Genomic DNA, 21,281 nt, shown 5'->3' with positions numbered 1-21,281 from the left:
CTGTTAGATGGGGCACAAACCGACAGGTTCAAGAGTCCTCGTTACTCACTACCTCCATGGCGCTGACGCGCTGGAATCCACGCGGCAAGGACGAACCGCGGCGCCCGCGGGCGGCCCGGAAGTTCTCCAGATCCCCGGGCTTCAACGTCAGTGTGCGCTTGCCTGCGGTGAGTGCCAGACTGGCTCGGGCGGGCACGGCGACCAGCGACTGCAGACGTTCCTCGCCTGATTTCAGCCGGTCGGCAGGGATGCCGATGATCTTGTTGCCCTTGCCCTTTGCCAGCTGCGGCAGCTCCGTCACCGGGAACACCAGCAGGCGACCGGCCGTGGACAGCGCAGCGATAGCATCGCTGTCCGCATCGCGGATCAGGGCGGGCGGCAACAGGGCACTGCCCTGGGGCAGCGTGATTACCGCCTTGCCGGCACGGTTCTTGGCATAGAGGTCAGCCACGGTGGTGACGAACCCGTAGCCGGCGTCCGAGGCGAGAATCAGCCGATCCTCATCGTCACCGGCCACCACGTGTTCGAAACGGGCTCCCGCGGGCAGCGACAGGCGACCAGTGAGCGGCTCCCCCTGGCTGCGGGCCGAGGGCAGGCTGTGGGCCGGCAACGCATAGGCGCGGCCGGTGGAGTCCAGAAACAGCGCCTGGCGGTTGCTGCGCCCGCGGGCGTGGGACAGGTAACCGTCGCCGGCCTTGTAGTTCAGGGTGGCCGGGTCGATGTCGTGGCCCTTGGCGGCACGCACCCAGCCCTTCTCCGAGAGCACGATGGTCACCGGTTCGCTGGGCACCAGGGCGGCCTCGTCCAACGGACGGGCGGCGCTGCGGGCGACCAGCGGCGAGCGGCGGTCATCGCCGTAGGTCTCGGCGTCGGCACTCAGCTCCTCGCCCACCTTCCGCCGCAGTTTCGCTTCCGAACCGAGGGTCGCCTGCAATTGCTTGCGCTCCGCCTCCAGTTCGTCCTGCTCCCCGCGGATCTTCATCTCTTCGAGCTTTGCCAGATGGCGCAGGCGCAACTCGAGGATGGCCTCCGCCTGCCGGTCACTGAGGCCGAAGCGCTCCATGAGGACCGGCTTGGGCGTGTCCTCCTCGCGGATGATGGCAATCACTTCGTCGATGTTCAGATAGGCGGTGAGCAATCCTTCCAGGATGTGCAGCCGCGCCTCCACCTTGTCCAGCCGCCACTGCAGGCGCCGCCGCACGGTCTCGGTGCGGAACTGCAGCCACTCCAGCAGCAACCCGCGGAGGTCCTTGACCTGGGGGCGGCCGTCCAGCCCGATGACGTTGATATTGACCCGGTAGTTCTTCTCCAGGTCCGTGGTGGCAAACAGGTGCTTCATCACCTCGTCGGTGTCCACGCGGTTTGAGCGCGGCACCACCACCAGGCGGGTCGGGTTTTCGTGGTCGGACTCGTCGCGCAGGTCCTCCACCATGGGCAGCTTCTTGGCGTGCATCTGCGCGGCGATCTGTTCCAGCACCTTGCTGCCGGAGACCTGGAAGGGCAGCGCATCGATGACGATATCGCCCTCTTCCACCCGGTAGCGCGCGCGGGCGCGCACGCTGCCGTGGCCGGTTTCATAGATCTTGCGGATGTCCTCCCGGGGCGTGATGATCTCCGCCTCGGTGGGAAAATCCGGACCCTGGACGTGTTCGCAGAGCTGCTCCAGGGAGGCCTCGGGCTCGTCCAGCAGGCGGATACAGGCACTGGCCACTTCGCGCAGGTTGTGCGGGGGGATGTCCGTGGCCATGCCCACGGCAATGCCGGTGCCGCCGTTGAGCAGCACGTTGGGGAGGCGTGCCGGCAGCAGCGACGGCTCGTCCATGGTACCGTCGAAGTTGGGCACCCAGTCCACGGTGCCCTGCCCCAGCTCCGCGAGCAGCACCTCGGAGTACTTGGCCAGCCGGGATTCCGTGTAGCGCATGGCGGCGAAGGACTTGGGATCGTCCGGTGAGCCCCAGTTGCCCTGGCCGTCCACCAGCGGATAGCGGTAGGAGAAGGGCTGGGCCATGAGCACCATGGCCTCGTAACAGGCGGCATCGCCGTGTGGGTGGTACTTGCCCAGCACGTCACCCACCGTGCGGGCGGACTTCTTGTACTTCGCCAGGGCCGACAGGCCCAGCTCGGACATGGCGTAGACGATGCGCCGCTGCACCGGCTTGAGGCCATCGCCGATGTTCGGCAGGGCGCGGTCGAGGATGACGTACATGGAGTAGTCCAGGTACGCCTTCTCCGTGAACTCGTGCAGGGGCCGGGATTCGAACTCGTGGTTGCTGCCTTCGATTTCGGTCATCGGTTGCTCGGTTTGCTACAGATGCATTGACACTGTCTGTGGGAGCGACGTCAGTCGCGACGGTGGCGGCTTTTGATCGCAAGAGTCGCGACTGACGTCGCTCCTACGGCCGGGTGGCGGCCCGATGCTACACCAGCACATCCGCGAGATTGCCCTTGCTCTCCAGCCAGCTGCGCCGGTCGCCGGCAGCGCGCTTGCCCAGCAGCATGTTCATCAGCCGCTCGGTCTCCTCCGGGGCATCCACCGTCAGCTGTACCAGCCGCCGCGTATCCGGGCGCATGGTGGTCTCCCGCAGCTGCACCGGATTCATCTCGCCCAGACCCTTGAACCGCGTGGTGGAGACCTTGCCCTTCATCTTCTCCGCCTCGATGCGGTCGAGAATCCCCTCGCGCTCGTGTTCGTCCAGGGCATAGAAGGTCTGCTTGCCCACATCCACCCGGTACAGCGGCGGCATGGCGACGAACACGTGCCCGGCGCGTACCACCGCGGGAAAGTGCTTGAGGAATAGCGCGCACAGCAGCGTGGCGATATGGGCGCCGTCGGGGTCGGCATCCGCCAGAACGCAGACTTTGCCGTAACGCAGCTTGGAGAGATCATCCGAGCCGGGCTCGATGCCCAGCGCCACGGCGATGTCGTGGACCTCCTGGGACGCCATCACCTCCGATGGGTCGACTTCCCAGGTGTTGAGAATCTTGCCCCGCAGCGGCATCACCGCCTGGTAGTCCCGATCCCTGGCCTGCTTGGCCGAGCCGCCGGCGGAGTCCCCCTCCACCAGGAACAGCTCGGTGCGCTGTGGATCCTGGGCGGTACAGTCAGCCAGCTTGCCCGGTAGCGCGGGGCCGCTGCTCACGCGCTTGCGCGCCACCTTGCGGGAGGAGCGCATGCGCCGGTTGGCATTGGCCAACACCAGCTGGACGATGGTCTCGGCGGTGGTGACGTGCTGGTTCAGCCAGAGGCTGAAGGCGTCCTTGACCACTCCGGAGACAAAAGTGGCGCACTCCCGGGACGAAAGCCGCTCCTTGGTCTGGCCGGAGAACTGCGGATCCTCCAGCTTTACCGACAGCACGAAGGCGATGTTCTCCCAGACATCCTCCGGGGTGATCTTCACGCCCCGGGGCAATAGATTGTGAAACTCGCAGAACTCCCGCAGGGCATCGGTCACCCCGGTGCGCAGTCCGTTGACATGGGTTCCGCCCAGAGGCGTGGGGATCAGGTTGACGTAGGATTCGGTGACCGTCTCGCCCCCCTCGGGAAGCCACGCCAGGGCCCATTCCACGGTTTCCGTGTTGCCGGTCATGCGGCCGGTGAAGAGCTCATCCGGCAGGCGGGGCAGGTCCACCAGGGCGCCGGCCAGGTAGTCGCGCAGGCCGTCCTCGTAGTACCAGATCGTCTCTTCTTCGCCGGCCTCGTCACGGAAGACGACCTCCAGCTTCGGGCAAAGCACCGCCTTGGCCCGCAGGATGTGGCGCAGCTTCGGCAGCGAGAACCGGGCGCTGTCGAAATAGCCGGAGTCGGGCCAGAAGTGCAGTGTGGTTCCCGTATTGCGTTTGCCGACGGTGCCGATCTCCTCCAGATCGGAGACCTTCTCACCATTGGCAAACACGATCCGGTATTCCTTACCATCCCGGCGCACCGTGACTTCCAGACGCCTGGACAGCGCGTTCACCACCGAGACCCCGACCCCGTGCAGGCCGCCGGAGAACTGGTAGTTCTTCTGCGAGAACTTGCCGCCGGCGTGAAGCCGACTGAGGATCACCTCCACCCCCGGCGCACCCTCACCGGGGTGGACATCCACCGGCATGCCGCGGCCGTCATCCTCCACCGAGAGTGAATGATCGTGGTGCAACGTGACCAGGATGCGCCGGGCGTGACCGCCGATGGCCTCGTCGACACTGTTGTCGATCACCTCCTGGGCCAGGTGGTTTGGCCGGGTGGTGTCGGTGTACATGCCGGGCCGCTTGCGTACGGGATCCAGCCCGGTGAGCACTTCAATGGACGCGGAATCGTAGCTCTCTGCCATAACCTCTACCGAGGACCATTGCCTGGGGAAAATGCCTGCGAATCGGCCCCGCCACGGCCGGACCGGCGGGGGCAGTCTACAGTGCCTGTGGCTTTGCGGCGAGTACCATGGCGGCGGACGCGCGACGACGGCTGCACACCCTGGCCGGCGGTAAATTGACCACCCGACCCGCCTGCGCTAGTGTCCCAGCATCTTGGGATTCACGGTTCCGGACGACGAGACGCATCATGACTGACGACAGCAGCGAGGGCGTGGATTTCGAGAAGGCGCTCAAGGAACTCGAGGAGCTGGTGGAGCGCATGGAGAAGGGTGATCTGTCCCTGGAACACTCGCTGCAGGCGTTCGAGCGCGGCATCGCGCTGACCCGCCATTGCCAGAAAGCGCTCACCGAGGCGGAACAGAAGGTGGAGATCCTCACCCGGGAAGGAGAAGGAGACGAAGACCGTGCCGAGCCCTTCGCACCCGACACCGAGTGAGATCCTGGAAGATCGCCTGCCTGCGTATCGTGCGCAGGTCGAGCAGGCGCTGGATCGCCTGCTTCCCGGCGGCGATACGCTGCCCATGCGACTGCACGAGGCCATGCGCTATGCGGTGCTCGGCACCGGCAAACGGCTGCGCCCTGTGCTCGTCTACGCCACCGGCGAGGCCCTGGGGATTCCGCCGAGGAATCTGGACGGCCCGGCATGCGCAGTGGAGCTGGTTCACGCCTACTCGCTGGTCCACGACGACCTGCCGTGCATGGACGACGACGATCTGCGCCGGGGGCAACCCACCTGCCACAAGGCCTATGACGAAGCCACGGCGGTGTTGGTGGGGGACGCCCTGCAGTCGCTGGCGTTTCGCGCCGTGGCGGATGCCGACCCCCCGCTGCCCGCCGAAGCACGGGTACGGATGCTGCGCAGTCTGGCGGTGGCCACCGGGTCACGGGGCATGGTAGGAGGGCAGGCGCTGGACCTGGCCGCCGCGGGACAACCTCTGGATCTGGCGCAGCTGGAAGACCTGCACATTCACAAGACCGGCGCCCTGATCCGCGCCAGTGTCATGTTGGCCGCCCACGCCGCCGATGATGCCGACAGCGACACCCTGGAACGACTCGACAGCTATGCCAAGAGCGTCGGCCTCGCCTTCCAGATCCGCGACGACATCCTCGATGTCGAGGGGACCACCGAAGCCATCGGCAAGACCAGCGGCGCCGACGCCAGACTGGAAAAGGCCACCTATCCCGGCCTACTGGGCCTGCAGGAGGCGCGGGCCCGCGGCCATGAACTCGTGCAGCGCGCGTTGCACAACCTGGAGCCCTTCGATGAGCGCGCCGACTGTCTGCGGGGCATCGCCCGGTTCATCGTTGAGCGGCAGCACTGACGCCTTCAGGTGGCTACTGGGCGCCGCCGGACGACAGACGTGATTCCACGGTTCGCACCAGGTTAACCAGCCGCGGCCCCAGGTGCCGGTCCAGTTCCTCCCGCGGCAGCCGGAACGACGGGCCGCCGGCGTTGAATGCCATTACGTCGGAGCCGTCATCCAGCACCAGGGGCACGCCAACAGCGTTGACGTCCCGCTCCCAGTCTCCGGCAGAGATGCAGTAGCCCTTTTCCTGGTAATCCGCCACCGCCTGCTCGATCCCCTGGCGCACGCGGGGCCAGGCCTGTTCATCCTTGCGGCGAATATGATCCAGCAGGTACTCCCGCTCCGCCTCCGGCAGGGCCGCCAGGAATGCGCGCCCCATGGCGGTGGTGGCCACGGGAACCCGCGAGCCCACCTGCAGGCGCAGCGTCAGCGCGCCCTGGCCGTGGCAGTTCTCCAGGTAGACCATGCTCAGCCGGTCGCGGCTGCCCAGGGAGACGGACGCTCCGGTATCGTCGGCAAATTCCTGCATGAGCGGCCGCCCGACCTGCCGAATGCCCATGCTGGCCAGGCTGGAATAGCCCAGGGCCAGCACCCCGGTACCGAGTTGGTAGCGCTCCAGGCGCTCCGAATAACTCAGGTAACCGAGTTTGGTGAGCGTATAGGTGAGCCGGGAGACCGTTGGCTTGGGAATCCCGGTGCGGGCAGCGATTTCCTGGTTGCTCAGTAATCCATCCGACGGCCGGAAGGCACGGAGGATCTCCAGCCCCCGCGCCAGAGCCATGACGAAGTTGCGGTCCTTCTTGCCATCCTGCTCATGGGCGCTGAAATCCACCAGCGCTACGGGTTTCTGTCGCATGATCTCTCGTCCATTCCCTCTCGCCTCGCTCACCAGGGCCGCGAGGCTCCGACCGCGTTATACACCGGGATTGCTCCCCGCTTATTGTTGTCTGGCGGGCTCCTCCAGGAACGCATGGTAGCACCTTGCCCCGAACACGCGTCCACAGTGCGGAACTGCGTTTCGCGTTCTCCTCTACTGCAGGTATCATTCCGCCATGCGGAATAAAAGTCCAGTTGTCGAAAACCGCTCGAGGGTGTAACGTTTCCTGAAAAGTGATCGTCCCGGCGGGGGCGCCGCCCGCGCCGACGGAAGTGCCTCCCGCCCTCGAGGCGGCAAAAAACAAGTTTCGCGCCCCCGGCCCTTCCCTCGCGTCGGGAGCGGTAGTGAAACACATGACTGCGGGACCGTACCTCCATGACAACATCCATTCCAGATCGTGTCGCCGTCATCACCGGCGCGGGCAGCGGCATCGGCCGCGCTACGGCAGTCCGCTTCGCCCGTGAGGGCGCGCGCCTGATGATCGCAGATATTGACGAGACCAATCTCGAGGAAACACGACGACAGGTCGCCGAGACCGGCGCAGAGGTAGTGGCACGGACCGTCAACGTCGCCAACGAACAGGAAGTCGCCGACCTGATCGACGCCGCCTGTCAGCAGTACGGGCGCCTGGACATCATGTGCAATAACGCCGGCATCACCGGCGGCGGTTACGGCCCGGTCATGGAGGACGAGGCGGACACATGGCGACGGGTGCTGGACGTGAACCTGCTCGGCGCCATGTTCGGCACCAAGTACGCCGGTCGCGTCATGCGCGAGCAGGGCGCCGGCGCCATCGTCAATACTGCCTCCGTGGCGGGAATCCGCGCCGGCGCCGGCGGCAACCCGTACAGCGCGTCCAAGGCCGCGGTGATCAACCTGACTCAGACCAGCGCCTGCGATCTCGGCGAGTTCGGTGTGCGCGTCAACGCGGTCTGCCCCGGTCTCACCGAGACCGGCATGACCAAACGGGTATTCGACTACGCCCGTGAGCGGGGCAAGGAGGACAAGCTCGGTGCCCGCTGCGAGCTGCGTCGCTATGGACGGCCGGAAGAGCTGGCCGCCGCCATCTTGTTCCTGGCCAGTGATGATGCAAGCTTCATCACCGGCCAGGCGCTGGCGGTGGACGGCGGCAATACTGCATCCCTGAACATGCCCGGCATGAAGGTCTAGTCAAGCCGCGGCGCGGAGGAGATTCATGTTCGACCGGCATCTGCGCGTCTGGCCCGAAGGCGTGCCCCAAACCATGACCGTGGCGGCAACCAGCCTGCAGTACAACCTGGAGGTGAATGCGCAACGCTTCCCCGACAAGACCGCTATCGCTTTCTACGGTGGCGAGCTGAGCTTCGGCCGCCTCAAGCAGGAGACCGACGCCGTGTCCAACTGGCTCCGGCACTACTGCGGGGTCAGCAAGGGTGATCGAGTCATCCTCTACATGCAGAACAGCCCACAGTACATCATCGGCTACTACGGAATTCTCACCGCCGGTGCCGTGGTGGTGCCCGCCAACCCGATGAACCTGACCGACGAACTGCGACACTACAACGCGGACAGCGGCGCCCGGGTGATCCTCTGCGGCCAGGAGCTCTACCAGTATGTCGAGCCGCTTCTCGACGACGGCAGTCTTGACCACGCCGCAGTCGCCGCTTACGGCGCCTATGTCACGGGAGACATCGGCGTCCCCCTGCCCGACGTGGTGCGTTTGCAGGAACAGACACCAGACAGTCCATCCGCGGTGAGCTGGTCCGAGGCCATCCGCGCAGGCGCAGGCCTGACCCTCGAACCGGTCCGGGTGGGACCGCAGGACATGGCGGTGATCCCCTACACCTCAGGCAGCACCGGTCGCCCCAAGGGCTGCGTGCACACCCACCGCTCGGTGATGGCCACGGCCCAGGGCGGCATCCTGTGGAACCCGATGCAGGTCGACCACGTCAATCTGGCGACGCTGCCGTTCTTCCATGTCACCGGCATGCAGAGCTCTCTGAACGGCCCGCTGTATGCCGGCGCCACCACGGTGGTGATGACGCGGTGGGACCGTAACACTGCCGTGGAACTCATCCAGCACTACCGCGTGACCCACTGGCGCAACATCACCACCATGGCGGTGGACTTCCTCAACAACCCCGATCTGCACAAATACGACATTTCCAGCCTCCAGGCCGTTGGCGGTGGCGGCGCAGCCATGCCGGAGGCAGTGGCGGCGAAGCTCAATGACCTCACCGGGCTGTCGTACGTCGAGGGCTACGGCATGTCCGAGACCATTGCCCAGACCCACGTCAATCCGCCGCAGCAACCCAAGCGTCAATGCCTGGGCATCCCGGTATTCGACGTGGACAGTCGCGTGATCGACCCGGAAAACCTGGAAGAAAAGGACGTTGGCGAAGTGGGCGAAATCGTCATGCACGGCCCGCAGATCATGCGCGAGTACTGGAACAACCCGGAAGCCACCACCGAGACCTTCATGGAGATCGACGGTAAACGCTTCCTGCGCAGTGGCGATCTCGGCTACTACGACGAGGACGGCTACTTCTTCATGGTCGACCGCCTCAAGCGCATGATCAACGCCTCGGGCTTCAAGGTGTGGCCGTCGGAGGTGGAATCCATGCTCTACGGACATCCGGCGATCCAGGAGGTCTGCGTCATCGCGACACCGGACCCCAAACGGGGGGAAACCGTGAAGGCCGTGGTGGTACTGCACCCGGACGCACAGGCCCAGACCAGCGACCAGACAATCATCGAATGGGCGCGTGAGCACATGGCTGCCTACAAGGTGCCGCGCTACGTTGAGTTCACCGATCGGCTCCCCCGGTCCGGTACCGGCAAACTCCTGTGGCGGGAGCTGCAGGAGGCCGAGCGCAACCAGGCTGGTTGACGCCCGGCAAGGAACAGTGCCCGGAAGGCACTGTGAGAAATCGCATCCGCGAACGGATGCACTTGGCAATTGAAATGCGACACCCTTGTGGAGGACATCGCTGATGAGTACGAAAAACAATATGTTAAAGGCCACAACCGCGACAGCCGCCGGTTTTGCCCTGGCCCTGGGCTCCGGGATCGCGGCTGCCGACACCGAGCTGCCCGGCACCATTATCTGGTCCGCTTACCCCACCGGCAGCAGCGGCTACAGCCAGGCAGTGGGTATCGGCCAGGTCCTGCAGGACAAGCACGGCACGAACCTGCGGGTCATCCCCGGCCGTAACGATGTCTCCCGCCTGGAGCCGCTGCGTCGCGGCCGCGCCGACTTCTCCGCCGGCGGCACGGAGTCCGTGTCTGCCCAGGACGCCCAGTTCCAGTTCGGCGAGCGTCACTGGGGGCCGCAGCCCATCCGCAGCGTGATGTGGGCCGTGGCGGATTCCTGCTCCTTTACCATCGCGGCCGCCGAGGACGCGGGCATCGAAACTGCGAACGACCTGGAAGGCAAGCGCGTGATCTATGTGCAGGGTGCGCCCAGCCTGAACTTCGGCGTTGAATATCTGCTCAACTACGCCAACCTGGGCTGGGATGATGTCGAACGGGTTGAAGTGGGTGGTTACATGGCGGCGGTGGAATCCATCATCGACGGCCGTGCCGACGCTATGGGCGGCTCCTGCAATTCCGCGCCGTTCATGCGCATCAACGCCTCCCCGCGTGGCCTGAACTTCGTGGAGTTCCCCCACGATGACGAGGAAGCCATCGGTCGGGTCAATTCAACCGCACCGTGGTTCGTACCACACCGCAGCACGAAGAACATCGGCATGGACTCCGACGCAGAGATCGAGGTGCTCACCACCCCGTATCCCAAGCTGATCACCATGCCGGACACCGATGCGGACATGGTCTACAACATGGTCAAGGCGATCCACGAGAACCATGATGCATTCCGCGACAGTGCCCCGGGTGCCGAAGGCTGGGAGCCGGAACGCATGGAGCTGGCCAGCATCCCGGTGCCGTTCCACGAAGGTGCCATCCGCTACTACGAGGAAATCGGCATCTGGACGGATGAAGCCCAGGAGAACCACGAGCGCGCCCTGGAACGCCAGGAAGTGCTGAAGGCGGCCTGGGAGGGGTATCTCGAAGAGTCTCCGGCTGATCGCGGCGAGTTCGCCTACGGCTGGATGCAGGTCCGCAAGGATGCGCTGGAAGAGCACGGCTTTGACGCCCTGAACTCCAACTGGATCGACTGAAGCAATGTCGCGGGGCGCCCTGCGGGCGCCCCGCGCGCTCGGTACAGCCATCCATGCCCAGCCATCGCGGCTTTTGGGCAGAGGGCTTTGGCCGTTCCGACACCCCTGCCTTGCATCGTCCCCTCCTCGCCCGCTGTGGCGCCCCGCCCCCTTTGAAATGACCCCGAAATTCCGCTTAGCGGAACTACATTCCGCAATCGTTGACCCGGGCTGTCGCACATGCGATGTTTCGACAGCGTGGAGGCGCTTGAGCCAAAAGCCCGCTAGAGGCTCACGGCATGACGGAGAGTCAGAACAGGCTCGCCGACGAATCGTCTACACAATCCGCACGGAGGAGAACAACGCATGCGTAAGCCCTATTCCCGCGCCACCACAGGCGTTATTGGTGGCTCCGCAGCCGCCCTGGCCCTGATTACCAATGTCAACGCCGCTGATGTCGACCTGCCCGGCACCCTGGTCTGGTCCGCCTACCCCACCGGCACCACCGGTTATGCCCAGTCCGTCGCCGTCGGACAGATCCTGCAGAACGAATACGACACCAACCTGCGTGTTGTCCCCGGGCGCAACGACGTCTCGCGCCTGGAACCCCTGCGCCGCGGCCGAGCCGACTTCTCCGCGGGCGGCACCGAGGCCGTGGCGGCACAGGAGGCCCAGTTCAACTTCGCCCAGCAGTCTTGGGGGCCACAATCCACCCGGGTCCTCATGTGGGCCATCTCCGATGCCTGCTCGTTCACCATCACCGCGGCGGACGATGCGGGCATCGACGAGGTTGCGGACATGGAAGGCAAGCGCGTCGCCTGGGTCCAGGGCGCGCCGACGCTGAACTACGGACTTGAGTATCTCCTGTCCTATGCGGACCTCACCTGGGACGACGTGGAACGCGTCGAAGTCGGTGGCTACATGGGCGCGGTCGAAGGCATCCTCGAAGGTCGCATCGATGCCATGGGCGGCTCCTGTGATTCTGCGCCGTTCGAGCGGATCAACGCCTCCCCGCGTGGGCTGAACTTCCCCGAGTTCCCTCATGAGAACGAGGCGGGCCTGGAACGGATCTCCCAGTACGCCAGTTGGCTGGTCCCCCACGAGAGCACCCGTAACGTGGGCATGGACTCCGATGAGTCGATTGAGGTGGTCACGGGGCCCTACCCGATGCTCATCGGCATGGATGACACGGACGAGGACCTGGCCTACAACATGACCAAGGCCATGCATCAGCACTACGAGGAGTACCGTGAGAATGCCCCCGGTGCCGAAGGCTGGGAGGTGGAGCGCATGGAACTCACCAGCATGCCAATGCCGTTCCATGAGGGTGCTATCCGCTACTTCGAGGAAATCGGCCTGTGGGACGATGAAGCCCAGGAGCACCATGAACAGAACCTGAAACGCCAGGAGGTGCTCGCAGAGGCATGGGAGGACCACATGGCAGATGCGCCCACGGACCAGGACGAATTCGAGGAGGCATGGATGGAGACACGGCATAACGCCCTGGAAGAGGCGGATCTGCCGACGCTGCGCTCATTCTGGTAATACGCCTGCACTCCGCGGGGGTGCGCCAGTGAATGGCGTCGTGCCGCTGCGCCAGGGCACGACGCCATCTCATTTTTATTGTTCTGCACTGCGAAACTCCATTCCGAAAATATTGACCGCGGGGCGCGTTCATGCCATCGTTCCCGGCTACCAAGGGAAGGGTGTGTACCGCGTCGTCACGCCGTTGGCGATGAAGGTTGGGGCCAGGGCTGGCGATAACAGAAATGCCGGCCCGTCGGTCCGGCCGCAGGAGAACATGCAACCATGCAATCTACCTATCGCGTCACCCTGGGCGCCCTCGGCGGCATTGCCGCCGCCGCCCTGGCAGCCAACGTCCAGGCTCAAGACATCGAACTCCCGGGCACGGTGGTCTGGTCCGCCTACCCCACAGGCACCTCCGGTTACGCCCAGTCCGTTGCCATCGGCAGCATTCTCCAGAATGAATACGGCACCAACCTGCGCGTGATTCCGGGTCGGAACGACGTATCGCGCCTTTCGCCGCTACGTTCGGGGCGCGTGAACTTCTCCGCCGGGGGGTCCGAAGCTGTGTACGCCCAGGAAGGCATGCTCAATTTCGGTGAAGTCAACTGGGGGCCGCAACCACTGCGCATCGCCATGTGGAACATCTCCGATGGCTGTTCGTTCACCATGGCCACCGGTGCCGATGCGGGCATCGAGACCGCGGCCGACCTGGAAGGCAAGCGGGTCACCTGGGTACAGGGCGCGCCGTCACTCAACAACGCCACCCGCGCCTTGCTCTCCTATGCGGATCTCACCTGGGATGACGTCGAACGGGTTGATGTTGGCGGCTATGGCGCCTCCATCGAGGCGGTGATCGAAAACCGCGCCGACGCCGTCGGCGGCTCCTGCAACTCGGCCCCGTTCCTGCGCATCGAATCCTCGCCCCGGGGATTGCGTTTCGTGACCTTCCCGCATGACGATCAGGACGCCATCGACCGGGTTCGCGCGCGCCTGCCATGGTATGTGCCGCATGTCGCAACGGACGGTCCGACCATCGATCCGGACGAAGGTATCGAGGTGTTCACCTCGCCCTATCCCATGCTGGCAACCCGGGACGAGGAAGACGCCGACCTGGTCTACAACATGGTCAAAGCCATGCATCGACACTACGATCAGTACAAGGACAACGCTCCCGGCGCCATTGGCTGGGCCATGGACCGCCAGGGCCTCGAGGAAGCCTTCGTGCCTTACCACGAGGGTGCAATCCGTTACTTCGAAGAAATCGGCGTCTGGACCGACGCCGCCCAGGAAAATCAGGAGAACAACCTGAAGCGCCAGGAGGTGCTGATGGCTGCCTGGGAACGGTACATCGAAGATGCGCCGACGGATCGCGACGCGTTCCAGGAGGGCTGGATGACGGCGCGCTTCGAGGCACTGCAGGAGCACGATCTGGTTCCCATCGCCGAGTCCTGGTAAGCCGGACCGGCAGTCGGACCGCAGCCCCGTGTGATCGGGGCCTGACGTAACCGGGGGCAGGTGCGAAGGCGAACATACGCCAGGCACCTGCTCCCGACTTGTTCAAAACCCGGGACAGCAATCGTTCCGGGTCAGGGAATCCTCCATTAAACCGCAGGCACGGATGACATGAGCGATCAACAGCAGACGCTGAACGCAGCCAGCGACGAAGCCGAACGTCGCGCAGAGGAAATCTACGCTACGCGCTATCGCGCCCTGTCAATCCCCTGGCAGACGCTCCTGATGGTGATGACGGTGGCCATCACCATCCTCGCCATCAACCAGATCTTCAATTTCGGCTTCTTCATCGGCGAGGTGATGCTGGACAGCCGTTACCTGTACATCTATGTGGGGGCCATCCTGACGATGGTCTTCATTTCGTTCCCGGCAACCGGCTCGGCGTCGCGAACCTCCGTCGCCTGGTACGACATCGTCCTGGCGCTCACCAGCGTCGGGCTGTTCTCCTATTTCGCCGTGAACGCCGAGCGCATCGTGCTGGAGGCGTGGGAATACGCCGCGCCGCAGTTCGGCATATACATGGCCCTGGCCACCTGGGCCCTGGTGCTGGAGGCGGGTCGCCGGACCGGTGGCTGGCCCATCTTCGTCGTGGTCGCCGTGCTGTCCCTGTACCCCCTCTACGCCGACCGCATGCCCGACGTCATTTCGGGGGTGGGCATGGGTCTGGAAGACGCGGCGGCGTTCCACATCATGAGTGAGGAGAGCCTGTTCGGCATCCCCACTCAGGTGGCGGCCTTGCTGCTGTTCGGCTTTCTGCTGTTCGGCGTTTCGCTACAGCACACCGGGGCCGGCAAGTTCTTCATCAATATCGCCTTTGCCCTGCTGGGCCGCTTCCGCGGCGGTCCGGCCAAGGTGGCCATCTTCTCCAGCGGCCTCATGGGCTCCATGAGCGGCGGCCCGGTCACCAACGTGCTCACCACCGGCCCGCTGTCCATCCCCACCATGCGCCGCATCGGCTTCTCCCGCGGCTATGCCGCCGGGGTTGAAGCCTGCGCGTCCACGGGTGGCGTGCTCATGCCACCGATCATGGGGGCCACGGCCTTCGTCATGGCAAACTTCCTGGGCGTGTCCTACGTCACCATCGTCATCGCGGCCATCATCCCGTCGTTGCTGTACTTCTTCGGTCTGTTCATGCAGATCGACGCCTACGCCGCGCGCTATGACCTCAAGGGCCTGCCACGGGAGGAACTGCCGAACCCCCTGGACGTCCTCAAGGACGGCTGGTACTTCATCTTCGTGTTCGCGCTCCTGGTCTGGATGCTGGTCCATCTGCAGCGCGAGGCCACGGCGCCGTTCTTTGCCACAGCGCTGCTGCTGGTGATCAACCAGTTCACCAAGCACAAGCTCAGCGTCAAGGGTTTCCTGAAGCTGCTCTCAGCCGTTGGCCAGATCCTCGCCGAACTCGGCGGCATCCTAGCGGCCATCGGCCTGATCATCGGCTCGCTGCAGGTCACGGGCATGGCAGGGACGCTGACCAATGACCTGGTCTACATTGCCGGTGACAACGTGCTCATGCTGCTGATCATGGGAGCCCTGACCGCGTTCGTGCTCGGTATCGGCATGACGGTCACCGCGGCATATATCTTCCTGGCGGTGATTCTGGCACCGGCGCTGATCCGGGCCGGACTGGACCCGGTGGCGTCGCACATGTTCATCATGTACTGGGGAATGCTCAGCTTCATTACGCCGCCAGTCGCCATTGCCGCCTTCGTTGCCGCGTCCGTGGCCAAGTGCAGCCCCATGCGGGCTGGCCTTGAGGCCATGCGGTTGGGGACGATCATCTATTTCATCCCGTTCTTCTTCGTCTTCAACCCGGCGCTGCTCATGTTCGGCACGCCCATGGAGGTGATTACCGTGGTCATCACGGCATTGATCGGGGTGATCCTGCTGGCTGCCGGCCTGCAGGGCTACCTGCTCGGAGCCGGTCGGGTTGGGCCGGGTGTCCTCGGACTGTTCTCCCGGATCACCCTTGTCTGCTCCGGCCTGATCCTCGCGGCCCCCGGCGGTGGTATGGTCGGTATCACCCATGGAACGCTGATGTTGACCTCAGCCGGGCTACTGATCGTGGGCGCGACCACCATACTCCTGCAGCGGCGGGCCATGGGCGAGCCAATACGGCTCCGGCTGTAACCGGAGAGACGGCCACTGCCCGCCCGGGCAGTGGTTTTTTCGTAACAGACAGAGGTAATTCACGCCATGCTGGAATTCAGTGAACGCTCGAAGGAGCTACGCGAACGGCTCGTCGCCTTCATGGACGAGCACATCTACCCCAACGAGGCCGAGTTCAAGCGTCAGCACGCCGAGGGCGACCACTGGAGCCCGCCGCCCATCCTCGAGGAGTTGAAGACCAAGGCCAGAGCCGAGGGGCTGTGGAACCTGTTTCTGCCGGAGAGTGAATACGGCGCCGGGCTGACCAACATGGAATACGCCCCGCTGTGCGAGGTCATGGGCCGCTCGCCCTTTGCCCCGGAAGTGTTCAACTGCTCCGCCCCGGACACCGGCAACATGGAAGTGCTGGCCCGATACGGCACCGATGAGCAGAAGAAGCAATGGCTGGAGCCGCTCCTGGGAGGCAAGATCCGCTCATGCTTCTCCATGACGGAGCCGCAGGTCGCCTCCAGCGACGCCACCAACATCGAGACCGAGATCCGCCGCGAGGGCGACGAATACGTCATCAATGGCCGCAAGTGGTGGTCCTCCGGTGCCCTGGACACCCACTGCAAGATTGCCATTGTCATGGGCAAGAGTGATCCGTCGGCTGCCAAGCACAAGCAGCAGTCCATGATCCTGGTACCACTGGATACGCCGGGCGTGAAGATCGAGCGGGCGCTGAACGTGTTCGGCTACGATCATGCCCCCCACGGTCACGCCGAAATCCATTACGACAACGTGCGGGTGCCGGCAAGCAACATGCTGCTGGGCGAGGGGCGCGGTTTCGAGATCGCCCAGGGCCGCCTGGGACCGGGCCGCATCCACCATTGCATGCGGGCCATCGGCGTGGCCGAACGCGCACTGGAGGCCATGGTCGCACGAGCCAAGGAACGGACCGCTTTCGGTCAGCGCCTGGCGGACATGGGCGGCCTACGCCAGGAGATCGCGCGCTCGCGCATGGAAATCGAACAGGCCCGGCTGCTCACCCTGAATGCCGCCCACATGATGGACACCGTGGGCAACAAGGTGGCGCGGCGTGAGATCGCCATGATCAAGGTGGTCGCCCCCAACATGGCCTGCAACGTGGTGGATCGCGCCATCCAGGCCTTCGGCGCCATGGGCGTCTGCCAGGACACCTTCCTGGCCTCCGCCTACGCCAACCTGCGCACCCTGCGCCTGGCCGACGGCCCGGACGAGGTGCACATGGAGACCATCGCCAAGCTGGAGGTGGGCAAGGACTGAGCTGGCCGCATCCATGGCACGACCAGAAAGCCCGCCGTCTGGCGGGCTTTCTGGTTGAACGCTCAACGATTCCTGGCGCTGGCTCGTCGGCCGTAGGGTGGACCTGAAGGTCCACCCTACCCATGTGCCGAGGTATAGGAGCGGCGTCAGCCGCGTCTGGTTCAACGGCGCATCCGGACGCACCCGAAATCTCTCCAGGCTTAAATCAGGCGGCGCCGGCATCCTTGTACAGCGACTCGATGAGGTCGCTGTACTTCTCGTAGATCTTACCGCGACGGATCTTCATGGTAGCGGTGACCTCGTCGTCGTCGTGGTCCAGTTCCTTGGTCAGCAGGGCAAACCGCTTCACCTGGGCCACCCGCGGCAGCTGTTCGTTGGCCTTCTGCACCTCGCTGTCGATGAGGGTGTCGACGTCCGGGTTCTCGGCCAGGCTGCGGAACGTGGTGTAGGCAATACCGTGCTCTTCCGCCCACTTGGCAACGGTGTCGTAGTCGATCTGGATCAGCGCGGTGACATACTTGCGGGCCTCGCCGGTGGCGACGCACTCCTTGATGTAGGGACTCGCCTTGACCGTGTTCTCGATCTCCGAGGGCGAGAGGTTCTTGCCACCGGCGGTGATCATGATGTCCTTCTTGCGGTCGACCATGCGCACGATGCCGTCGTCCATCTCCACCACGTCGCCGGTATGCAGCCAGCCGTCGCGGATGGTGTCCTCGGTGGCCTGCGGGTTCTTGTAGTACCCCTCGAACACCATGCCGCCGGCCACCAGCAGTTCGCCGTCATCGGCGACGTTCAGCTGCACGCCGGGGGTGGCCTCGCCGATGGTGCCGGGCCGGATGCGGTCGGGTTTCTGGGCCGTCACCACGCCGGTGGTCTCGGTCTGGCCGTAGACCTCCAGCAGCGGAATGCCGATGATGCGGAAGAAGCGGATGATGTCCGGCGCAATGGGTGCGGCGCCGGTGATCGCCACCCGCACCCGACGCAGGCCGATGAAGTTCTGCAGGGCGCGGAACACCAGCAGGTACGACGCCAGGTAGCGCAGGCGCTCGCCCACACCGAGCTGCGACCAGTCCCGGTAACAGAAAGGCTCACAGGCCGCCAGCGCCCGGTGGTAGAGCCAGCGCCGAAGCCGGCCGCTCTCCAGCATCTTGATGTGGATCGCGGAGTGCAGCTTCTCCCAGATGCGTGGTACACCGAGGAAAATGGTCGGCGCCACCTCGCGCAGGTCCTCCTGGACAGTGCGCAGGGACTCGCCGAAGTTGACCAGGCTGCCCAGGTAGATGGGCGCGAAATTGGTAGTGGCCTGCTCGGCGACGTGGCACAGCGGCAGGTAGGACAGCAGACTGTCGCTCTCGCGCAGGCCGAGCCCGTCGATGGTGCTCGGCGCCACGGCGCGGATGTTGCGGTAGCTGATCATGGCCCCCTTCGGCTTGCCGGTGGAGCCGGAGGTGTAGATCATCAGCGCCAGGTCGGCGAGTTCCTGGGCGTCCAGCAGTTCCTCTGCCAGGGCCGGGTGTTCCCGATCCACCGCCTCGCCCATGCGCTCCACGGCATCGAAGGACAGCAGGTCGGGTTCGTCATAATTGTGCAGCCCCTTCATCTCCGGCACGACCAGCTTGCGCAGTGCCGGCAGCTGGTCACGGACCTCCAGCACCTTGTCGGCCTGTTCCTGGTCCTCGCACAGCACGATCTGTGCGTCGGAGTGTTCCAGCACGTAGGCGACTTCCGGCGCCGGGCTGGTCGGATAGACGCCGACGGTGACCCCGCGCACGATGCCTGCCCCCATCTGGGCGATGACCCATTCGATGCGGTTCTCCGAAATGATGGCGAAGTGCCCGCCCGGTGCCAGACCCAGCTCCCGCAGGCCGAGGCCGAAGTGGCGCGCACGCTGGTAATACTCCGCCCAGGTCGTGGGATGCCAGATGCCGAAATCCTTCTGCCGCAGCGCGACCCGGTCACCGCGATGACGGGCATTCCAGCGCAGCATCTGCGGCAGGGAGAGATCGGGTAATTGAGATGCGTCCGCCATGCCTCCTCCTGGAGCCTGTTGACACCTGCCACATGCCCCGGCCGGACACCCCCAAGGGTGCGCCCGGGCGCCGCCGACTACGACAGCCAGCGCTTGCGGCGTTTGTAATGCTTCACCTCGCGGTAGCTCTTGCTCTCGCCCTCGGCGCCACTGCCCAGATAGAACTCGCGCACGTCGTCGTCCGCCATGAGCTTCTCCGGCGTTCCGTCAATGACCACCCGGCCCGACTCCATGATGTATCCGTAGGAGGCCAGGGCCAGCGCCACGTTGGCATTCTGCTCCACCAGCAGCATGGCGACGCCCTGCTCGCGGTTGATGCGGGCAATGATGCCGAAGATCTCCTCCACCAGCATGGGCGACAGGCCCAGGGACGGTTCATCCAGCAGCATCATGCTGGGTTGCCCGAGCAGCCCGCGCCCGATGGCGAGCATCTGCTGCTCGCCGCCGGACAGATAGCCGGCCAGCGAGCGGCGCCGGGAGTACAGCTGCGGGAAATACTCGTAGACCACGTCCTGCTTGAGCCGGCCCGCGCCGCTGCTGGCGGCATACCCGGCCGCCACCAGGTTCTCCTCCACCGTCAGGTCCTCGAAAACGCGGCGGCCCTCCATGACGTGGCTCAGCCCGTCATGCACCAGGCGATGCGGCGGGCGTGAACCCACCACATCGCCCTGGAACCGGATTTCACCCGAGGACAGCTCGCCGTTTTCCAGGAACAGCACGTTGGCGATAGCCTTCAGGGTGGTGGACTTGCCGGCCCCGTTGGAGCCGAGCAGGGCCACCACTTCGCCCCGTGGTACGTTCAGCGACAGGCCGCGGAGGACCTGCACGGTGTGGTTGTACACCACCTCGATGTTGCTGACTTCGAGAATCCGGTCGTCCCCCACGTCGTCACTCCTCGGTCAGGTCGATCCAGTCGGACACCGGCACCATCCGCCCCGCTTCCACGTCGGCCCGGTAGATCCGGCCCACGGGGATGGAATTGCCACGGAACGTCACCGGCACACCCATGATGCCGCCGGTATCGATGTCCTCCAGGGAATCCATGGCGCGCCGCATGTTGGTCCCGGTGAGCTCGTCACCGGCCTCCAGCGTGGCGTGGGCGATCTCCTTGAGCAGGATGCCCGCCAGCCAGGCCTGGATGTAGGTGGTCGCACGGTACTCGTCGTTCATCTCCCGGATGGTGCGCATGATGGGGTACTCGTCCGCCTCCTCGTCGTAGTAGTAGCGGTACGGCATGACGCCCATGAAACCGTCTGCCGCGTCGCCCATTTCGTCGATGATGCCCTGGTCCATGGTGTAGTAGGTGCCCATGAAGCGGGTCTCCATGCCCATCTGCCGGGAGCGCTCGATGAAGTCCGGGATCGGCGACAGGATGTAGCCGTGGAAGATGGTGTAATCCGGACGTGCCCGGCGATGCTCCAATGCCGCCGAGGAGATGTCCGCCGCCCCAGGGGGGGTGACGATGGTCTCGGCCACGGTCAGTCCCAGGTCCTCGGCCCGTTCCACGCTGGCGTTGATGGGATCACGGCCGAACTCGGTGTCGGAGTACACGAACGCCACCCGGGCGCCGGGCTGCTCGTTGGCAATGTACTCCAGGAGAATGCCCACCTGCTCGCTGTAGTCCGGCCCCAGCAGGAACTGCAGCGGGTAGTCGTCCGGGTTGTTCAGTTCCGAGGCAAAGGACGCCCCGGTCATCAGGATGTCCTGGCGATTCAGGGCCGAGTTGATGCTCTGTGAGAACGCCGTGGAATCCCCGAAGTAGAAGTTCACGTCCTCACGGCTGGTGATGCGCCGGAACACGCCCACGGACTGGTCGGCATCATAGCCGGTGTCCTGGCCAACGTAGCGGAACAGCCGGCCGTCCACACCGTCCTCTTCGTCGTTGATCCAGCGCACGAAGTCGCGGATGCCATCGTTGAACTGCAACCCGGCGAAAGCGAACACCCCGGTCATGGGGATGGACCCGCCGATGACGATGGCGTCCTCCACATCGGCGTCGACGCCGACTTCGGCCTCCTCGGCCTCGTCCGCAACGGCGGTGCCGGCGGTCATGAGACCGAGCAGCAGGCCCGAGGCCACACTCAGGAACAGCTCGCTGGTTCGATTCTTGATGGTCATGCAATCACCCTCCTGCCATTGCCAGGGGAAAT

At 64.9% G+C, this 21,281-nt stretch carries 15 protein-coding genes; 9 read left to right on the top strand and 6 right to left on the bottom strand.

The genetic code is table 11. The annotated features are described in order from the left end of the window. Positions 1-28: 28 nt before the first annotated feature. Both parC and parE read right to left on the bottom strand, forming a co-directional pair. Entirely contained in the window at positions 29-2,290 is a 2,262-nt protein-coding gene (gene parC / locus KU884_RS04835; RefSeq protein ID WP_167781556.1) for a DNA topoisomerase IV subunit A, read from the bottom strand. A 127-nt stretch (positions 2,291-2,417) separates the two neighbouring features. Further along, the gene (parE, locus tag KU884_RS04830) at positions 2,418-4,310 is read right to left on the bottom strand and encodes a DNA topoisomerase IV subunit B (protein ID WP_167781555.1); all 1,893 of its coding nucleotides are present in this window, start codon (positions 4,308-4,310) and stop codon (positions 2,418-2,420) included. A gap of 227 nt (positions 4,311-4,537) precedes the next feature. Between parE and KU884_RS04825 the strand changes: the two genes are divergently transcribed. Beyond that, entirely contained in the window at positions 4,538-4,786 is a 249-nt protein-coding gene (locus KU884_RS04825; RefSeq protein ID WP_167781554.1) for an exodeoxyribonuclease VII small subunit, read from the top strand. After that, entirely contained in the window at positions 4,755-5,672 is a 918-nt protein-coding gene (ispA, locus tag KU884_RS04820) for a (2E,6E)-farnesyl diphosphate synthase (protein ID WP_254432173.1), read from the top strand. Before KU884_RS04825 ends, ispA begins: the two co-directional genes overlap by 32 nt. Before the next feature lie 13 nt (positions 5,673-5,685). On the opposite strand, the gene KU884_RS04815 is transcribed toward ispA, so the two are convergent. Further along, positions 5,686-6,513: an IclR family transcriptional regulator gene (locus KU884_RS04815; RefSeq protein WP_167781553.1), complete on the bottom strand. Its 828-nt coding sequence runs from the start codon at positions 6,511-6,513 to the stop codon at positions 5,686-5,688. Positions 6,514-6,909: 396 nt separating this feature from the next. Here KU884_RS04815 and KU884_RS04810 point away from each other — a divergent pair, with 396 nt between their 5' ends. The 7 genes from KU884_RS04810 to KU884_RS04780 all read left to right on the top strand — a co-directional run bounded on the left by KU884_RS04810 (position 6,910) and on the right by KU884_RS04780 (position 17,102). Beyond that, positions 6,910-7,704 carry an SDR family NAD(P)-dependent oxidoreductase gene (locus tag KU884_RS04810; RefSeq protein WP_167781552.1) on the top strand — a complete coding sequence of 265 codons (795 nt, stop codon included), beginning with the start codon at positions 6,910-6,912 and terminating at the stop codon, positions 7,702-7,704. 25 nt (positions 7,705-7,729) lie between these two features. Next, positions 7,730-9,403, top strand: a complete 1,674-nt coding sequence (locus tag KU884_RS04805; protein ID WP_167781551.1) for a long-chain fatty acid--CoA ligase — start codon at positions 7,730-7,732, stop codon at positions 9,401-9,403. Between the two features lie 103 nt (positions 9,404-9,506). After that, entirely contained in the window at positions 9,507-10,691 is a 1,185-nt protein-coding gene (locus KU884_RS04800) for a TAXI family TRAP transporter solute-binding subunit (protein WP_167781550.1), read from the top strand. Between the two features lie 345 nt (positions 10,692-11,036). Beyond that, positions 11,037-12,215, top strand: a complete 1,179-nt coding sequence (locus KU884_RS04795) for a TAXI family TRAP transporter solute-binding subunit (protein ID WP_167781549.1) — start codon at positions 11,037-11,039, stop codon at positions 12,213-12,215. A gap of 264 nt (positions 12,216-12,479) precedes the next feature. Beyond that, positions 12,480-13,652 (top strand): TAXI family TRAP transporter solute-binding subunit, encoded by a 1,173-nt coding sequence (locus KU884_RS04790; RefSeq protein ID WP_167781548.1) that lies wholly within the window; start codon positions 12,480-12,482, stop codon positions 13,650-13,652. Between the two features lie 168 nt (positions 13,653-13,820). Beyond that, the gene (locus tag KU884_RS04785) at positions 13,821-15,839 is read left to right on the top strand and encodes a TRAP transporter fused permease subunit (protein WP_167781547.1); all 2,019 of its coding nucleotides are present in this window, start codon (positions 13,821-13,823) and stop codon (positions 15,837-15,839) included. 66 nt (positions 15,840-15,905) lie between these two features. Then, positions 15,906-17,102: an acyl-CoA dehydrogenase family protein gene (locus KU884_RS04780; protein WP_167781546.1), complete on the top strand. Its 1,197-nt coding sequence runs from the start codon at positions 15,906-15,908 to the stop codon at positions 17,100-17,102. Positions 17,103-17,307: 205 nt separating this feature from the next. Here the strand turns inward: KU884_RS04780 and KU884_RS04775 are convergent, their stop codons facing one another. The 3 genes from KU884_RS04775 to KU884_RS04765 form a co-directional block, all read right to left on the bottom strand. Further along, a complete protein-coding gene (locus KU884_RS04775; protein WP_167781545.1) occupies positions 17,308-19,131 on the bottom strand; it encodes a long-chain fatty acid--CoA ligase in 1,824 nt (607 codons plus the stop codon). Between the two features lie 77 nt (positions 19,132-19,208). Beyond that, entirely contained in the window at positions 19,209-20,015 is an 807-nt protein-coding gene (locus tag KU884_RS04770; protein ID WP_217351417.1) for an ABC transporter ATP-binding protein, read from the bottom strand. Positions 20,016-20,019: 4 nt separating this feature from the next. Further along, the gene (locus KU884_RS04765) at positions 20,020-21,249 is read right to left on the bottom strand and encodes an ABC transporter substrate-binding protein (protein ID WP_217351416.1); all 1,230 of its coding nucleotides are present in this window, start codon (positions 21,247-21,249) and stop codon (positions 20,020-20,022) included. Positions 21,250-21,281: the final 32 nt, after the last annotated feature.

Source organism: Aquisalimonas sp. 2447 (assembly GCF_012044895.1).
GTDB lineage: Bacteria > Pseudomonadota > Gammaproteobacteria > Nitrococcales > Aquisalimonadaceae > Aquisalimonas.
This window is presented reverse-complemented; position numbering and strand designations above follow the sequence as displayed.

Excerpts from the sequence above, each read along its gene's own strand:
- KU884_RS04825 (WP_167781554.1), top strand. The coding sequence starts at position 4,538 with ATGACTGACGACAGCAGCGAGGGCGTGGATTTCGAGAAGGCGCTCAAG.
- KU884_RS04765 (WP_217351416.1), bottom strand. The coding sequence starts at position 21,249 with ATGACCATCAAGAATCGAACCAGCGAGCTGTTCCTGAGTGTGGCCTCG.
- parC (WP_167781556.1), bottom strand. The coding sequence starts at position 2,290 with ATGACCGAAATCGAAGGCAGCAACCACGAGTTCGAATCCCGGCCCCTG.
- KU884_RS04805 (WP_167781551.1), top strand. The coding sequence starts at position 7,730 with ATGTTCGACCGGCATCTGCGCGTCTGGCCCGAAGGCGTGCCCCAAACC.
- KU884_RS04800 (WP_167781550.1), top strand. The coding sequence starts at position 9,507 with ATGAGTACGAAAAACAATATGTTAAAGGCCACAACCGCGACAGCCGCC.
- parE (WP_167781555.1), bottom strand. The coding sequence starts at position 4,310 with ATGGCAGAGAGCTACGATTCCGCGTCCATTGAAGTGCTCACCGGGCTG.
- KU884_RS04810 (WP_167781552.1), top strand. The coding sequence starts at position 6,910 with ATGACAACATCCATTCCAGATCGTGTCGCCGTCATCACCGGCGCGGGC.
- KU884_RS04775 (WP_167781545.1), bottom strand. The coding sequence starts at position 19,131 with ATGGCGGACGCATCTCAATTACCCGATCTCTCCCTGCCGCAGATGCTG.
- KU884_RS04790 (WP_167781548.1), top strand. The coding sequence starts at position 12,480 with ATGCAATCTACCTATCGCGTCACCCTGGGCGCCCTCGGCGGCATTGCC.
- KU884_RS04795 (WP_167781549.1), top strand. The coding sequence starts at position 11,037 with ATGCGTAAGCCCTATTCCCGCGCCACCACAGGCGTTATTGGTGGCTCC.
- KU884_RS04785 (WP_167781547.1), top strand. The coding sequence starts at position 13,821 with ATGAGCGATCAACAGCAGACGCTGAACGCAGCCAGCGACGAAGCCGAA.
- KU884_RS04780 (WP_167781546.1), top strand. The coding sequence starts at position 15,906 with ATGCTGGAATTCAGTGAACGCTCGAAGGAGCTACGCGAACGGCTCGTC.
- KU884_RS04815 (WP_167781553.1), bottom strand. The coding sequence starts at position 6,513 with ATGCGACAGAAACCCGTAGCGCTGGTGGATTTCAGCGCCCATGAGCAG.